Below are 13,935 nucleotides of genomic sequence, written 5' to 3'. Positions count from 1 at the left end.
GTGCTTCAGGACCTCGGGATCAGCGTGCCGATTGCCTGCCAGGCCGTCAGCAGGTGATATGGCGTGGTCGACGGCATTTCGGCGCGGACGACATCCCCATTGGGCGCCAGGCATTCGTGCCAGCCCCTGGCGTGGAGGAACCGTTCGCGGAATCGATCACACCAGCGTTCGAGTTCGGCCAGCGATGCTGCGGGATCGGCGTCGAGCGTGGCCTTGATGGTCAGCGCGCGCGCAAATTCCGTTTGCGCCCAGATGCGCTCGATCGGGTCCGTGATGTTGCCCTGCCCGTCCAGCGCCGCGCATACGCCGAGCGTGTCATCCGCCACGCCGTGGCGGCGCGCAAAGTCGAAGGCACGCGGCAACGATGCGGCTAGCGTCGTGTCGGCAAACAGCGACGGCGAAGTCATCACCAGCGAAAACCATTCGAACTGGTGCCCCGGCTCGATACGATTACCTGCCGAACCCTGCGGCAGCTCCGCCACGCAACCATCGGCGGGATCGACAAAGGCGCCGCAGATGGCGTCGGCAAGCGCGCGCAGGCGATCGGCAAACCAGCTGTCGGCCGTTGCCTCCAGCGCCGCGAGATACGCTTCGGTCAGGTGCATCAGCGGGTTCTGCAACGCGCCGGCGCCGTTGTCGGCAAAATCCTCGGCCAGCGCTGCGTGGTACAGGCCGCTGCCGCTGGCAAAGCGCCCTTCTATCACGTCCACCGTGCGTCGCAATGTCTGAAGCGCCTCGGGGTTGCGGCCAGCGCGATAGTAGTGCGCACAGGCGAAGACCACGAACGCATAGGTATAGAGATCGCGCGTGCGATCGAGCGGCGCGCCTTGCGCATCGATGCTGTAGCACCAGCCGCCCGCGCCATCGCCAAAGTGCGTGTTGAGCGAAGCAAAGAGCCGGTTGGCGTGCTCGATATTGCCGATCGCGGCGAATACGTAGAGCTGCCGCGCGCAGGCCATGGTGCGATAGCGCTTGTCGGGCAGCGGCGCGCCGCTGGCGCCATCGAGCGCCTCGTGCGCCAGTTGCATCGTCCCGTTCCAGCCCGCGCCGGTCCAGGCTGGCGTCACTACCGTGTCGAAATGCGCCCGGAGCGCCGAGATCCGGTCGATGAGAGTGGACGAAACAAGCATGTCAATCAGGGGGCGAGGGCCGCAAGGTCGACCCGGAAATCGGAAGGCAGACACGATAGCAGGCCGCTTGCGCCATGCAAAGGCCGTTCACGCCGCACCGCATCATTTCGCGCTGGCAATACGGCGAGCCGGTGCTATGTTGAAAGTCCGCCTGCCCCGCCGCGGCCCGTCTTCAGGAGTTCCGCCATGTCCACTCACCCCCTGTCACTGACCGATCATCGCCGCACGCTGGTGATGCATGTCCTGGAGGATCCTCCAGGGCGCTATACCTGGCGCATCGTGGTCGAAGAAAAATGCGGTGGCGCCGATTGCGACAGCACCATCGAAGCGCATTCCGACTACGCCTCGCATGCGGAAGCCGAAGCGGCCTGCTGGGCGGCCGGCAACGGCATGCTGGACGGTCCGCGCAATGCCGATGAAATGATCCCCCCGCAAAGGCCTCACTAGACGCAATGCAGAGGTGTTCCGTGACATTGCGTGACGAAGAGGCCCAATGAGCGCTTGAATCGCCCATTCACCTCTTGATCCGCCCGCGCCTGCGCCGTACGTTGTACGGACGCGGGAGCGTTTTTCGGCATCCCGCGAGGAGAGCGTAATGGACAAGCCGACGGTAAGCCCCAGCCGCTTTGTCGAAATCCTTAACGAGCGGCTGACCAAACATCCCCTCTACCGCGAGGGCATGCGCGTCTATGCCATCCCGGCCCATTCGGACCATCCGCGCAGCCTGGTATGTGTGGGCCCGCGCGGCACCGAGGGGATCTGCGCGACGATCGAGAATATCGTCCGTGGCGAATGCGACGTCTTTCCCGACATCGGCCAGCACTGGCAGCGGCAAACTGCCCGCCCGACCCACGAACATCGCGCGCGCTAGCCGCATCCCATTCCAGAACCCGCGATCCGCAAGCGGGCGACATCGGCGAGCCTGACAGCTCGCCGATGTCGTTTTGCACGCCAGTCGGTTCGCTGAACTGTCTTTCCCTTCACCCAAGCTGCACCAATTTCCCGGGCTGGATACAATGGCTGCCGCAATCCCCTGCCCGGAGCACTGATGAAAAGAACATTCGAAATCGATGGTGCGGTGGACCCGCTGCCCCGCGCCCAGTCGATCGCTGAATCCAGTGAAACCCGTGCCGCCGCAGTGGCCGCGATCGTCGCGCAGACTGCCGTCGAGCAAGCCGATCACGCCATGCGCAACTGGACGGACCCGCTCGATGGTCCGGTGCGCATTGGCTCGCCCGAGCATCTGCGCATGTACTGCAACATGCTGCTGCAGACCCACAATCCCTACAAGCCTTCGGTCATCGACTGGCCGCCATTGTCCGCCGATGCTCTCAAGCGCGTGACGTCGCTGCCGATCTGGGATATCGCCGTGCAGACGGAGGGGCGCGCATCGGTGCGGGTGCACAGCTTTGCCGCGCGCCAGCGCGATGCCCTGCTGCGCAGCGCGCTGCAAATGGACGCCGACGAGGAAGCGCGCCACAAGGTCGTGCTGTCCAAGCTGGTGCAGGCGTACGGCATCGAACTGGCGCCCGAACCGGAATATCTGCCGCCGGCCGACGCCGAATGGGGCTGGCTCGTGACCGGCTACAGCGAATGCATCGACAGCTTTGCCGCGTTCGGCCTGTTCGCCGCGGCCAAGGATTCAGGCTTTTTCCCGGCCGAACTGGTGGAAACCTTCGAACCTGTGATCCAGGAAGAGGGCCGGCACATCCTGTTCTTTGCCAACTGGGTGGCGTGGTATCGGGCCAGTCTGCCGTGGTGGCGCCGGCCGGCCTTTGCGCTGAAGGTGGCGCGGGTATGGCTTTTTCTGATTCGCGAGCGCATCGGCCTGGCCAAGGGCATCGACGTGAAGGCGGACGGCGCCGCGCAGGATGCCAACTTCCCGATGAACGCCGCCGGATCGCTCGGGCAGACGCTTTCCGCCGGGTCAATGATCGACCTTTGCCTGGCCGAGAACGAGCGGCGCATGGCGGGGTATGATGCGCGCCTTGTACGGCCGACCACGGTGCCCGCCCTGGCCCGCCTTGTCCGACGCTTCGTCAAGTAAATTGCAATGCTGCTTTTTGGATTGTCCCTGCTGACCCTCGTGGTCTGGTGCGTGCTGGTGTTTGCGCGCGCCGGCTTCTGGCGTGTGCGCAAGCCTGCGCCGTCCGCGCCGCCGGCGCAATGGCCACCCGTGGTCGGCGTGATTCCGGCCCGCAACGAGGCCGACGTGATCGCCCGCGCGGTGACCGGCGTGTTGAGCCAGCAGTACGCCGGCCCGCTGCATCTCGTTGTGGTGGACGATCACAGCAGCGATGGCACCGCCGATATCGCGCGCGCGGCCGCTGCATCGATCGGCAAGGCCGACGCCCTGACCGTGATCGCCGCACGCGATCTGCCAGCGGGTTGGAGCGGCAAGGTGTGGGCGCAGTCCGAAGGCCTGGCCGCCGCCGATATCGAGATGCCGGACGCGGCCTTCGTGTTCTTGACCGATGCCGATATCTGGCACGGCCCGCAAACGGTTGCCGATCTGGTTGCGCGTGCCGAGCAGGAGCAACGCGACCTCACGTCGCTGATGGTGCGGCTACGCTGCGAATCGGCCTGGGAACGCATGATCGTGCCGGCTTTTGTGTTCTATTTCGCCAAACTGTACCCATTTGCGCGCGTGGCGGACCCACGCAGCAAGGTCGCCGGTGCGGCGGGCGGATGCATGCTGGCCAGGCGCTCAGCACTGGCGCGCATCGGCGGATTCGCAGCCATTCGCGGTGAGTTGATCGACGATTGCAGCCTGGCCGCGAAGATCAAGGCCGGCGGCTCGATCCGCCTCGATCTGGCCGACGACAGCCTCTCGCTGCGCCCGTATGACGACTGGCAGAGCCTGTGGAACATGATTGCGCGCAGCGCCTATACCCAGTTGCATTACTCGCCGTGGCTGCTGACCGGCGCCACGCTGGGCATGGTTCTGACCTATCTCGCCCCGCCCGTGCTGGCACTAGTGGGCGGCGCTGCGCTCTGGCCGGCGTGGCTGGCGTGGATCCTGATGGCCATCAGTTACCGGCCGATGCTGCGCGAATACCGTCAGCCGGCGTGGCTGGCGCCGTTGTTGCCGATCACGGCGCTGTTCTACCTTGGTGCGACGCTCGATTCCGCGCGCCGCTACTATCTGCGGCGCGGCGGACAGTGGAAGGGGCGCGCGCAGGCCCCGGTGCGGTCCTGAGTGCGCACGCCGGCAGGCTCCGGCGCCGCTTCACTTGAGGTACCCGTTCTCGCGGAACCAGTTCAGCGCGTCGCGCAGTCCTTCCTGATAGGGGCGCGGCGCGTAGCCCAGTTCCCGCATGGCCTTGGCCGACGTGAAGAACATCCGGTATTGCGACATCTTCAGGCCGTCAACGGTCACGAACGGCTCCTTTCCGGTAAAACGCGCCACGGTCTCGGCCACCCGGGCGATCGGGTAAAGCGGCCAGCGCGGCAGTTCCACGGTCGGCGCCTTGCGGCCGGCCATGCCGGCGATATCGGCCAGCATCTGGCGCAACAGTACGTCCTGGCCGCCGAGGATATAGCGCTCGCCGATGCGGCCCTTGTCCAGCGCGAGGAAATGACCGTTCGCCACGTCGTCGACGTGCGCGAGGTTCAGACCGGTATCGACGAAAGCCGGAATCTTGCCGGTGGCGGCCTCCACGATGATGCGTCCGGTCGGCGTGGGGCGCACGTCGCGCGGACCGATCGGCGTGGAAGGATTCACGATCACGGCCGGCAGGCCCTCCCCGACCATGCGCTCCACTTCACGCTCGGCCAGCACCTTGCTGCGCTTGTATGCGCCGATCGCTTCGTGGCCGGCCATCGCCGCGGTCTCGTCGACCGGCGCCGTGGCGCCAGCTACGCGCAGCGTCGCCACGCTGCTGGTGTAGATAATCCGCTCCACGCCGGCGTTGCGCGCGGCGGTCATGGTCGTCACCGTGCCTTCGACGTTGGCGCGCACGATCTCCTCGGGGTCCGGCGCCCACAGCCGATAATCGGCCGCCACATGAAACAGATAACGGACGCCAGCCATGGCGCGGGCCATCGACGCGGCGTCGCGCATATCTCCCTCGACGATTTCCACTGGCAACCCGGCCAGATTGGCGCGCGGGCTGGTGGGACGCACCACCACGCGCACCTGGAACCCGCGCTCGAGCGCCTGGCGCATGACCGAAGAACCCAGAAAGCCGGAGGCTCCTGTCACGAGAATGCAATTGTTAATTTCAAATCCCCTGTAGGCGTTAGGTGCGAATTAGGCGCTAATAGCGGAAATGCCGGGGCGCGTAACGCGCATTTTCACCGGAAAGACCCTGTTGGCAGTAACCAACGCGCGAACATGAAATTCCGACCCGGTATATAGTAACCACCGTGAGCCGGAAAAGTGATGCCGGAATACCAAAATCAAGATGTCTTCAAATCTTCACAAGCGGGTCGGGGGGCCGATTCCATGCAGGTAATACTTGCTCAGCCAAGAGGGTTTTGCGCCGGCGTGGTCAGGGCCATCGAAATCGTGGACCGCGCACTGATCAAACATGGCGCACCCGTCTATGTCAGGCACGAGATCGTACACAACAAACATGTGGTGGATGGCCTGCGCAAGAAAGGGGCACGCTTTGTCGAGGAACTTGACGAGGTGCCCGGCGACGCCGTCACCATCTTCAGCGCGCATGGAGTCTCCCGCGATGTGGTCGCCGAGGCGCAGCGGCGCGAGCTGCACGCCATCGATGCCACTTGCCCGCTGGTGATCAAGGTCCATAACCAGGGCCGCCAGTATGCGGCCGCCGGCCGCCATGTGATCCTGATCGGTCACGCCGGCCATCCCGAGGTGGAAGGTACGATGGGGCAGATTCCGGGCAAGGTGATTCTCGTGCAGAACGAGGCCGAGGCCGCCAGCGTGGACCTGCCGCCCGATGCGCCAGTCGCATATATCACCCAGACCACGTTGTCCGTGGACGACACCCGTAATATCATTGCGGCGCTCGGCCGCCGATTCACCAATCTGGTCGGGCCGAATACACGCGATATTTGCTACGCTACGCAAAATCGGCAGAGCGCAGTGCGGGAATTAGCCGCGCGCGTGGATGTCATTCTCGTGATCGGCGCCACCAACAGTTCGAATTCGAACCGGCTGCGTGAAATCGGTACGGAAAGCGGCGTACCGAGTTACCTGATCGCCGATGGCAGCGAGCTCGATCCCGCGTGGGTCCGCCACGCAGGTGTCGTAGGAATTACCGCGGGTGCCTCGGCGCCCGAGAACATGGTGGAAGACGTCATTGCGGCCTTGCGCCGCCTCGGTCCGGTCGAAGTCTCGACCATGGAAGGGATCGAGGAACATGCCGAATTCCGCCTGCCGGCTGAACTGGCCGATGCAGCGCTGGCCCCAGGGGCCAGGACCACAACCGATATCAGTAACGCCCAGCATGCCGCCCACTCTGTGGCGGGCTGACGCGCAAAGCTGAACCTAACAGGAAGTACCCCCTTGGCCATTCCGTTTCTGCAGGTCGCCCGCGTAGGCGCCTATATCGCACGCAAGCATCTGTCCGGACAAAAGCGTTATCCGCTCGCCCTGATGCTCGAGCCCCTGTTCCGCTGCAACCTGGCATGTTCGGGCTGCGGCAAGATCGACTATCCGGATCCCATCCTGAACCAGCGCCTGTCGGTGCAGGAATGCCTGGAAGCCGTGGACGAATGCGGCGCGCCCGTAGTGTCCATCGCCGGCGGCGAACCACTGCTGCACAAGGACATGCCGGAAATCGTGCGCGGCATCATCGCGCGCAAGCGTTTCGTCTACCTGTGCACCAACGCCCTGCTGCTGGAAAAGAAGATCGACCAGTACAAGCCGAGCCCGTATTTCGTGTGGTCGATCCATTTGGACGGCGATCGCGAAATGCACGATCACTCGGTCAACCAGGAAGGCGTCTACGACCGCTGCGTCGAAGCGATCCGCATGGCCAAGGACCGTGGCTTCCGCGTCAATATCAACTGCACGCTGTTCAACGATGCCAAGCCGGACCGCGTGGCCAAGTTCTTTGACTCGGTCAAGGCGATGGGCGTGGACGGCATCACGGTGTCGCCGGGCTACGCTTACGAGCGCGCGCCTGACCAGCAGCACTTCCTGAACCGCAACAAGACCAAGCAGTTGTTCCGCGACATCCTGTCGCGTGGCAATGCCGGCAAGAAGTGGGCATTCAGCCAGTCGACGATGTTCCTGGACTTCCTGGCCGGCAACCAGACCTACAAGTGCACGCCGTGGGGCAACCCCGCGCGCACCGTGTTCGGCTGGCAGCGTCCGTGCTACCTGGTTGGCGAAGGCTACGTGAAGACCTTCAAGGAACTGATGGAAGATACCGACTGGGACGCCTACGGCGTCGGCAATTACGAAAAATGCGCCGACTGCATGGTCCACAGCGGCTTCGAGGCGACCGCCGTGGCGGACACCTTCTCGCACCCGCTGAAGGCGCTCGGCGTGAGCCTGCGCGGCGTGAAGACGGACGGCCCGATGGCGCCGGACCTGTCGCTGGAAAACCAGCGCCCGGCCGAGTACGTGTTCTCGCGCCATGTCGAAATCAAGCTGGCCGAGATCGGCAACCTGAAGAAGGCCCAGGGTAGCCGCGCCGAGGCCGTACAGGCGGCCCAGGTGCACTGACACGCGCACTGCCGCAGCGGGCCCGCCTTTGAGCCGGCCCAATGAGAAATGGCGTCGGAGCAACCGACGCCATTTTTGTTTGCCTGGGACGCAAGCGGTTCGAAGACCGCGCTGCCGCCTGGCCTCAGGCGCGCGCGTTGTGATTGGTGAGGTACTTCACCAGCCCATCGACGCCGTCGCGCGCGACGATATCGGCGAATTGCTTGCGATACACCTCGATCAGCCACGCGCCCATCATATTGATGTCGTAGATTTTCCAGCCGTCGCTGCCACGCTGCAGACGGTAGTCGATCAGCATCTCGTCGCCGTTGTTCATCACGCGCGTGGCAACCACCACGTCGTTGGCATTGCTGCCAGCCTTGGCAGGTTTGTACGTGAACTTTGGACTTTGCTCGCGCAATTGAGACAACGATACGGCGTAGCTACGCACCAGCAATGCCGTGAATTGCTCCTGGAGCGTTTTTTGCTGCTCCGGGGTGGCCTGCTTCCATGCGCTGCCCACGGCCAGCCGGGTAGTACGGCCGAAGTCGGTATAGGGCAGGAATTCGCGCTGGACGACAGCGGTAATTTTTGCAAGATCGCCGGCACGCGTTTCAGGGTCGGTCTTGATCTTGGTGATCACGCCTTCGACTGCCGATTGCACCAGTTTGTCCGGTGCGGCGCTGGTGGCAACCTGCGCATGCGCGGATGAAAAAACTGCCACTGCAGCGATCGGCGCGATGATGGCGGCGGGAAAGATTCCGGAACGTTTCATAACTGTTTGATGCGCTTGATAATCGACCGTTAGGCCAGTCGACCCAGTATATAGCGGTTCAGCAAACCGCCGCGCCACATGGCCGGTGCGGCGCGTGGTGCGCCAACCGCTATACTCCCCGGTGCCGCCCGGCGCCCCATTGCCACCGTATCGCAGCCGGACGTAGAAAAAACAGGACTCATGATCAGACCGCTGCTGGTTCGCACCGTCAAATTCTCCACCGCTCACGCCTGGCTCGTGATCGGTATCTGCCTGCTGCTCGCCATTGGCAGCGGCGTCTACGTGGCCCGCAATTTCGCCATCAATACCGATATCGGCCGCCTGCTCGAATCGGATGCGCCATGGGCGAAGAACGACCAGGCCATCAGCGCCGCATTTCCCCAACGCGACAAGATGATTCTCGCGGTGGTGCAGGCGCCGGCCAAGGAACTGGCCGACGCCGCCGCTAACGAATTGGCCGACGCCCTGCGCAAACAGCCGGAACGATTCAACGCAGTGGGCCAGCCCGGCGCGGGCCCCTTCTTCGAACGCAACGGCCTGCTGTTTGCCGACACGGCCAGCGTCAACGACATGGCCGACAAGCTCGGCCAAGCGCGGCCGTTGCTGAACAATCTGGCGCACGATCCCACGCTGCGCGGGCTGTCCGATCTGCTGACCACCACGCTCAATCTGCCGCTGCAGCTTGGTCAGATCAAGCTGTCCGACATGGACAAGCTGCTCGGCGAATCGGCCCGCACCGTCGACGGCGTGCTGGCGAACAAGCCCGTGGCGCTGTCCTGGGCCGGGCTGGTCGACAGCAGCCTGAAGCCCAATGCGGACGGCCGCGCATTCAGCTTCGTCACGCTTTCGCCGGTACTCGATTTCAGCGACCTGAAGGCTGGCGCCGGCGCCAGCGACGCGATCCGCGCGGCCGCCGCCCAGTTGAAACTCGACGAACGCTACAACGCCGTGGTGCGGCTGACCGGATCGCAGCCGCTGGCCGATGACGAATTCGCCTCGGTCAGCGATGGCGCCGTGCTCAACGGCGTGCTGACGCTGGTGGTGGTGATCGGCATTCTGTGGATGGCGCTGCGCTCGGCGCGCCTGATCACGGCGGTGCTGGTCAGCCTGATCTCCGGGCTGATCATCACGGCCGCGCTGGGCCTGCTGATGGTGGGCGCGCTGAATATGATCTCGGTGGCGTTTGCCGTGCTGTTTGTCGGCCTTGGCGTGGACTTCGGCATCCAGTTCGGGGTGCGCTATCGCGCCGAGCGGCACGAGCACGGCGATCTTCAGGAAGCATTGGCGCTGGCCGCGCGCGACGTGGCCGGGCCGCTCACGCTTGCTGCCGCGGCCACCGCCGCAGCGTTCTTCTGCTTCCTGCCGACCGATTACCGCGGCGTGGCCGAATTGGGCAAGATTGCCGGCGTCGGCATGTTCATCGCCTTCGCCACGACCTTCACGATGCTGCCGGCGCTGATCCGCGTGCTGGCACCGCCCGGCGAGAACGAACTACCGGGCTTTGCCTGGCTGGCTCCGGCCGACTCGTTCTTCGAGCGCCATCGCAAGGGGACGCTGGTTGGCGTGCTGGCGGTGCTGTTTGCCGGCGCCCCGCTGCTGCCGCATCTGCGTTTCGATTTCGATCCGCTTCATCTGAAGGATCCGCATTCCGAATCGATGTCGACCCTGCTCGCGCTCAAGGACGCGCCGCAGGCCGGCACTGACGACGTCAAGGTGCTGGCGCCCACCCTCAAGGATGCCGAAGCGGTCGCCGCGCGGCTCAAGGCACTGCCGGCAGTCGAGCGCGTAGTCACGCTGAAGACCTTTATCCCCGACGATCAGCCGCCCAAGCTGGCCACGATTGCCGGCATGGCGAAGAACCTGATGCCGGTGCTGACGCAGCCGACCGCCTCGCCGGCTGACGACGAGCGGCGCGTGGCCTCGCTGCGCAACGCGTCGCGCCAACTGGCGCTGGCCGCCGAGGATCATCCCGGCCCCGGCGCCGCATCGGCCGAGCATTTGTCGCGTGCGCTGAAGCAGCTGGCCGATGCGCCCGCTGCCACGCGCGATCGCGCCGAGCTGGCCATCGCCTTGCCGCTGCGCCTGGCGCTGGGCACGCTGCAGCGCGCGCTGCAGCCCGAAACCGTGACGCAACAAACCCTGCCGCCTGAACTGGTGCGCGACTGGCTGGCGCCAAACGGCCAGGCGCTGGTCAACATCAGCCCGAAACTGCCGCCGCCCGGCGCGGGCAGCGACGCCGCGCGGGAAGCCGCGCTGAACCAGTTCGTCGCCGTGATGGCGCGCGTGCAGCCGGACGCCACCGGTGGCCCGATCGCCATCAAGGGATCGGCCGACACCATCATGACCGCCTTCATCCACGCGGGCATCTGGGCCGTGATGTCGATCACGGTCCTGCTGTGGATCACCCTGCGGCGCGTCGGCGATGTGCTGCGCACGCTGATTCCGCTGCTGGTGTCCGGACTGGTCACGCTGGAACTGTGCGTGATCTTCGGAATATCGCTGAACTTCGCCAACATCATCGCCCTGCCGCTGCTGCTGGGCATCGGCGTGGCATTCAAGATCTACTACGTGATTGCCTGGCGCCACGGCAAGACCAAGCTGCTGCAATCCAGCCTGACCCACGCCGTGCTGTACAGTGCGGCCACCACGGCCACGGCATTCGGCAGCCTGTGGCTGTCGCACCATCCGGGTACCGCCAGCATGGGCAAGTTGCTGGCGCTGGCGCTGGCCTGCACGCTGGCCGGCGCGGTCTTCTTCCAGCCCATCCTGATGGGACGCCCCCGGCGCGAGCTGGCCGGGCGCGGCGAACCGCTCGGTCCGTCGCTTCCCCCACTCACGGTGGCTACGACCATGGCACAATCTGCCGATAAATCAGCAGGATCGGATTCCGGCGCGCCGCGACGCTAGCCCGCCGATCGCCGATACCAGACGACATTCAGGCGGTCTTCCCCCGGAAGGCCGTCTCCATGACAAAAAACCAGAAGCCAGACCGCCTCGCCATGTCCTCCCGTATTTCGCCCCTGCGCGGCACGCCGCCGCAAAGCTCCCGTCGTGCCGTCGCCCTGACACTGGCCTCGCTGACCGTCCTCGCAGCCGGTTGCGCCACCGGACCCGAAGCCAATCCGGCCGATCCGCTCGAGCCGATGAACCGGGCGGTCTTCACGGTCAACGACAAGGTCGACCAGTACGTCGCCCAGCCGATCGCCAAGGGCTACAAGGCGGTAACGCCGGAGCCGGCGCGTATCGCGGTGACCAATTTCTTTGCCAATTTCTCGGACGTGGGCAACTTTGCCAACAACGTGCTGCAAGGCAAGGTCGTCGATGCGGCCGAGACCATGATGCGCGTGGCGATCAACACGGTGCTGGGCATTGGCGGCCTGATCGACATCGCCACGGCGGCCGGCATCCCGCGTCATTCGCAGGATCTGGGGCTCACCTTCGGCACCTGGGGCATTCCGTCGGGGCCGTATCTGGTGCTGCCGCTGTTCGGGCCGAGCTCGATCCGCGACGGCGCGGGGCTGGCCGGCAGCTTCTACCTCGATCCGGCGCACTATTTCGATCCGGCCTGGCGCAACTCGATGTTCGGCATCAACGTGCTCAATACGCGCACCAACATGCTCGGCGCCACCGATCTGCTGTCGCAAGCGGCGCTCGACAAATACGCGTTCGTGCGGGATGCCTACATGCAGCGCCGCCAGTATCTGCTGGGCGATGGCGGCAATGCGCTGCCGTCGTACGAGGAAGACGAGGATACGGCGCCCGCCAGCGGCACGAGCGGCAGCGCACCAAAGACCCCGGACACCTCGACCAAGCCCGACACGCCCGCGGCACCGGCTGTACCGGCGCCCGCGCCCGGCACGACGAAATAACCTGGCTGGCGGTCATCGCCTCACGCGCGTCGACCGCTCGGACGCGACGCATCGGTCATCACAAAAAAACACAAAAAAGCACGCCCACACCGGGGCACGGCGCGGGCGCGAAGACCACGGATGCGGTGTCCGTGGCCCGACAGATCGTAGGCAATTTTCGGAAAACCGATTGCCAACAATTGTGTCGACACGGCGATGGCGCCAGTCTGGCGCAACATGTGCGATGTGTGCCTAGCCGGCGGACGATCGACGATGCGCCGATGGCACGGTATTGAAGCGAAAACGGATGGCGCGGGTCAGCCCGCGCGATGGCGCAGCGGCAGCCAGATCGAGAACGTTGCGCCCTCGCCTGGCGCGCTGTCCAGCATCACGCGCCCGCCATGGCGTTCCGCCACGGTCTTGACGAAGACCAGTCCCAGGCCGCTGCCGGCCGGTGCATTGCTGGCAGGCGCGTGCACACGGCTGAACGGCCGGAACAGCCGCGCCTGCGCGTCCTTCGCGATGCCGGGACCCCGGTCGGCCACCTCGATCGCCATGTAAGGCCCCAGCCTGTGCAGCCGTATCGTGACCGGTTCCCCGGGCGGGCTGAACTTGATGGCATTGCTGACCAGATTGGCGATGGCGCGCACCAGCAGCGCCGGCGCGACCCGCAACCTGACGCCTTCCGCATCGAGCTCCAGCTTCAGTTCGATCCCGCGCGTGCGCGCCAGCGCCCAGAGCTCGTCGGTGGCGTCCAGCACCAGCGATGTCAAATCGGCGTCGGCAAACACCAGGTTCTGGGATTCGGCCTGCGCCAGCCGGATGAAATCGTCGGCCAGCGCCAGCGTGCGATGCGCATGTTCGCCGATCCGCTCGAGCAGTTCCGCCTGCGGCAAGGTGCGTTCGGCGCGCGACTGCAGATCGATCAGGGCCAGGATCGACGCCTGCGGCGACCGCATGTCATGCGACAGAAAATGCAGCGTCTGCTCGCGCTGCCGCTCGGCGCGGCGCACCGCCGTGATGTCGATCAGGCTGACGATGACGCCGGCTGGCCGCCCCGCCTCGCCGTGCAGCGGCGCCCCGTGCAGCAGATAACGGCGGTCGTCCCCGGTCGCCAGTTCCACGCCATGCGAATCGGACGACGACGTCACTGGCGCAGCGGCATCGAGCGCGTCGCACAGCGCGTCCCAATAGGCCAGGCCCGCGCCGGGCGCCGGAAACAGGGTCTCGATGATGTCCGGCAGCCCCGGCCGCTCGAGGCCGCCATAGGCGTCGAACGCCTGCAGGTTGTCGAGCGCGGCCGGCTGCGGCAGATCGTTGATGCCCTGCAGCACGGCAGGCGCCAGTGCGACGGCCCGGCGGTTGGCCACCAGGATGCCGCCATCGAGATTGCAGATCACGGTGGCCTCGGGCAGGCTTTCGAGCCCGTCGGAGAGGAAGCGCCGCATGTCGCGCAGCCGCGCGGTCATGTCGTACACCGCCTGCATGCGTCCATCCAGCGAATGATCGATGCGAGCCGGCACGGCCAGCAGTCCCGGCTCGCGCGCCAGACGCGCC

12 protein-coding genes are annotated in these 13,935 nt (G+C 65.4%); 8 read left to right on the top strand and 4 right to left on the bottom strand.

All coding sequences use genetic code 11. From position 1 onward, the window contains the following. Nucleotides 1-5: 5 nt before the first annotated feature. Nucleotides 6-1,130: an AGE family epimerase/isomerase gene (locus F7R19_RS08690; RefSeq protein ID WP_170292573.1), complete on the bottom strand. Its 1,125-nt coding sequence runs from the start codon at nucleotides 1,128-1,130 to the stop codon at nucleotides 6-8. Between the two features lie 186 nt (nucleotides 1,131-1,316). On the opposite strand from F7R19_RS08690, the gene F7R19_RS08685 reads away from it, so the two are divergent. The 4 genes from F7R19_RS08685 (at nucleotide 1,317) to F7R19_RS08670 (ending at nucleotide 4,329) form a co-directional block, all read left to right on the top strand. After that, nucleotides 1,317-1,577, top strand: a complete 261-nt coding sequence (locus tag F7R19_RS08685) for a hypothetical protein (protein ID WP_061959925.1) — start codon at nucleotides 1,317-1,319, stop codon at nucleotides 1,575-1,577. A 148-nt stretch (nucleotides 1,578-1,725) separates the two neighbouring features. Beyond that, entirely contained in the window at nucleotides 1,726-2,001 is a 276-nt protein-coding gene (locus F7R19_RS08680; protein ID WP_061959926.1) for a hypothetical protein, read from the top strand. A gap of 177 nt (nucleotides 2,002-2,178) precedes the next feature. Further along, nucleotides 2,179-3,177, top strand: a complete 999-nt coding sequence (locus F7R19_RS08675) for a ferritin-like domain-containing protein (protein WP_150979980.1) — start codon at nucleotides 2,179-2,181, stop codon at nucleotides 3,175-3,177. Nucleotides 3,178-3,183: 6 nt separating this feature from the next. Next, nucleotides 3,184-4,329 carry a glycosyltransferase gene (locus F7R19_RS08670; protein ID WP_170292572.1) on the top strand — a complete coding sequence of 382 codons (1,146 nt, stop codon included), beginning with the start codon at nucleotides 3,184-3,186 and terminating at the stop codon, nucleotides 4,327-4,329. A 30-nt stretch (nucleotides 4,330-4,359) separates the two neighbouring features. Here the strand turns inward: F7R19_RS08670 and hpnA are convergent, their stop codons facing one another. After that, nucleotides 4,360-5,340: a hopanoid-associated sugar epimerase gene (hpnA, locus tag F7R19_RS08665; RefSeq protein WP_409364580.1), complete on the bottom strand. Its 981-nt coding sequence runs from the start codon at nucleotides 5,338-5,340 to the stop codon at nucleotides 4,360-4,362. 237 nt (nucleotides 5,341-5,577) lie between these two features. Here hpnA and ispH point away from each other — a divergent pair, with 237 nt between their 5' ends. Beyond that, nucleotides 5,578-6,576 (top strand): 4-hydroxy-3-methylbut-2-enyl diphosphate reductase, encoded by a 999-nt coding sequence (gene ispH / locus F7R19_RS08660; protein WP_061959930.1) that lies wholly within the window; start codon nucleotides 5,578-5,580, stop codon nucleotides 6,574-6,576. 33 nt (nucleotides 6,577-6,609) lie between these two features. Continuing rightward, on the top strand, nucleotides 6,610-7,776 hold the full coding sequence (gene hpnH, locus F7R19_RS08655) for an adenosyl-hopene transferase HpnH (RefSeq protein WP_061959931.1): 1,167 nt from the start codon (nucleotides 6,610-6,612) through the stop codon (nucleotides 7,774-7,776). Nucleotides 7,777-7,900: 124 nt separating this feature from the next. On the opposite strand, the gene F7R19_RS08650 is transcribed toward hpnH, so the two are convergent. Continuing rightward, a complete protein-coding gene (locus F7R19_RS08650; RefSeq protein WP_150980034.1) occupies nucleotides 7,901-8,530 on the bottom strand; it encodes an MlaC/ttg2D family ABC transporter substrate-binding protein in 630 nt (209 codons plus the stop codon). Between the two features lie 180 nt (nucleotides 8,531-8,710). On the opposite strand from F7R19_RS08650, the gene hpnN reads away from it, so the two are divergent. Both hpnN and F7R19_RS08640 read left to right on the top strand, forming a co-directional pair. Then, nucleotides 8,711-11,437, top strand: coding sequence for a hopanoid transporter HpnN (gene hpnN / locus F7R19_RS08645; protein ID WP_150979978.1), 2,727 nt, complete (start codon nucleotides 8,711-8,713; stop codon nucleotides 11,435-11,437). Nucleotides 11,438-11,529: 92 nt separating this feature from the next. Then, entirely contained in the window at nucleotides 11,530-12,399 is an 870-nt protein-coding gene (locus tag F7R19_RS08640; RefSeq protein ID WP_150979977.1) for an MlaA family lipoprotein, read from the top strand. Nucleotides 12,400-12,695: 296 nt separating this feature from the next. Here the strand turns inward: F7R19_RS08640 and F7R19_RS30565 are convergent, their stop codons facing one another. Further along, the gene (locus F7R19_RS30565) at nucleotides 12,696-13,337 is read right to left on the bottom strand and encodes a sensor histidine kinase (protein ID WP_317851322.1); all 642 of its coding nucleotides are present in this window, start codon (nucleotides 13,335-13,337) and stop codon (nucleotides 12,696-12,698) included. Between the last annotated feature and the right edge of the window lie 598 nt (nucleotides 13,338-13,935).

It is taken from the genome of Cupriavidus pauculus, from assembly GCF_008801835.1.
In the GTDB taxonomy this organism is placed as follows: Bacteria; Pseudomonadota; Gammaproteobacteria; order Burkholderiales; family Burkholderiaceae; genus Cupriavidus; species Cupriavidus pauculus.
The sequence above is the reverse complement of the archived record's forward strand: the minus strand, read 5'-3'. Positions and strand labels throughout refer to the sequence as shown.

What these genes read in the sequence shown, in the direction of transcription:
- F7R19_RS08690 (WP_170292573.1), bottom strand. Translation starts at nt 1,130, where the DNA reads ATGCTTGTTTCGTCCACTCTCATCGACCGGATCTCGGCGCTCCGGGCG.
- F7R19_RS08685 (WP_061959925.1), top strand. Translation starts at nt 1,317, where the DNA reads ATGTCCACTCACCCCCTGTCACTGACCGATCATCGCCGCACGCTGGTG.
- F7R19_RS08680 (WP_061959926.1), top strand. Translation starts at nt 1,726, where the DNA reads ATGGACAAGCCGACGGTAAGCCCCAGCCGCTTTGTCGAAATCCTTAAC.
- F7R19_RS08675 (WP_150979980.1), top strand. Translation starts at nt 2,179, where the DNA reads ATGAAAAGAACATTCGAAATCGATGGTGCGGTGGACCCGCTGCCCCGC.
- F7R19_RS08670 (WP_170292572.1), top strand. Translation starts at nt 3,184, where the DNA reads ATGCTGCTTTTTGGATTGTCCCTGCTGACCCTCGTGGTCTGGTGCGTG.
- ispH (WP_061959930.1), top strand. Translation starts at nt 5,578, where the DNA reads ATGCAGGTAATACTTGCTCAGCCAAGAGGGTTTTGCGCCGGCGTGGTC.
- F7R19_RS08650 (WP_150980034.1), bottom strand. Translation starts at nt 8,530, where the DNA reads ATGAAACGTTCCGGAATCTTTCCCGCCGCCATCATCGCGCCGATCGCT.
- hpnN (WP_150979978.1), top strand. Translation starts at nt 8,711, where the DNA reads ATGATCAGACCGCTGCTGGTTCGCACCGTCAAATTCTCCACCGCTCAC.
- F7R19_RS08640 (WP_150979977.1), top strand. Translation starts at nt 11,530, where the DNA reads ATGTCCTCCCGTATTTCGCCCCTGCGCGGCACGCCGCCGCAAAGCTCC.
- F7R19_RS30565 (WP_317851322.1), bottom strand. Translation starts at nt 13,337, where the DNA reads ATGCGGTCGCCGCAGGCGTCGATCCTGGCCCTGATCGATCTGCAGTCG.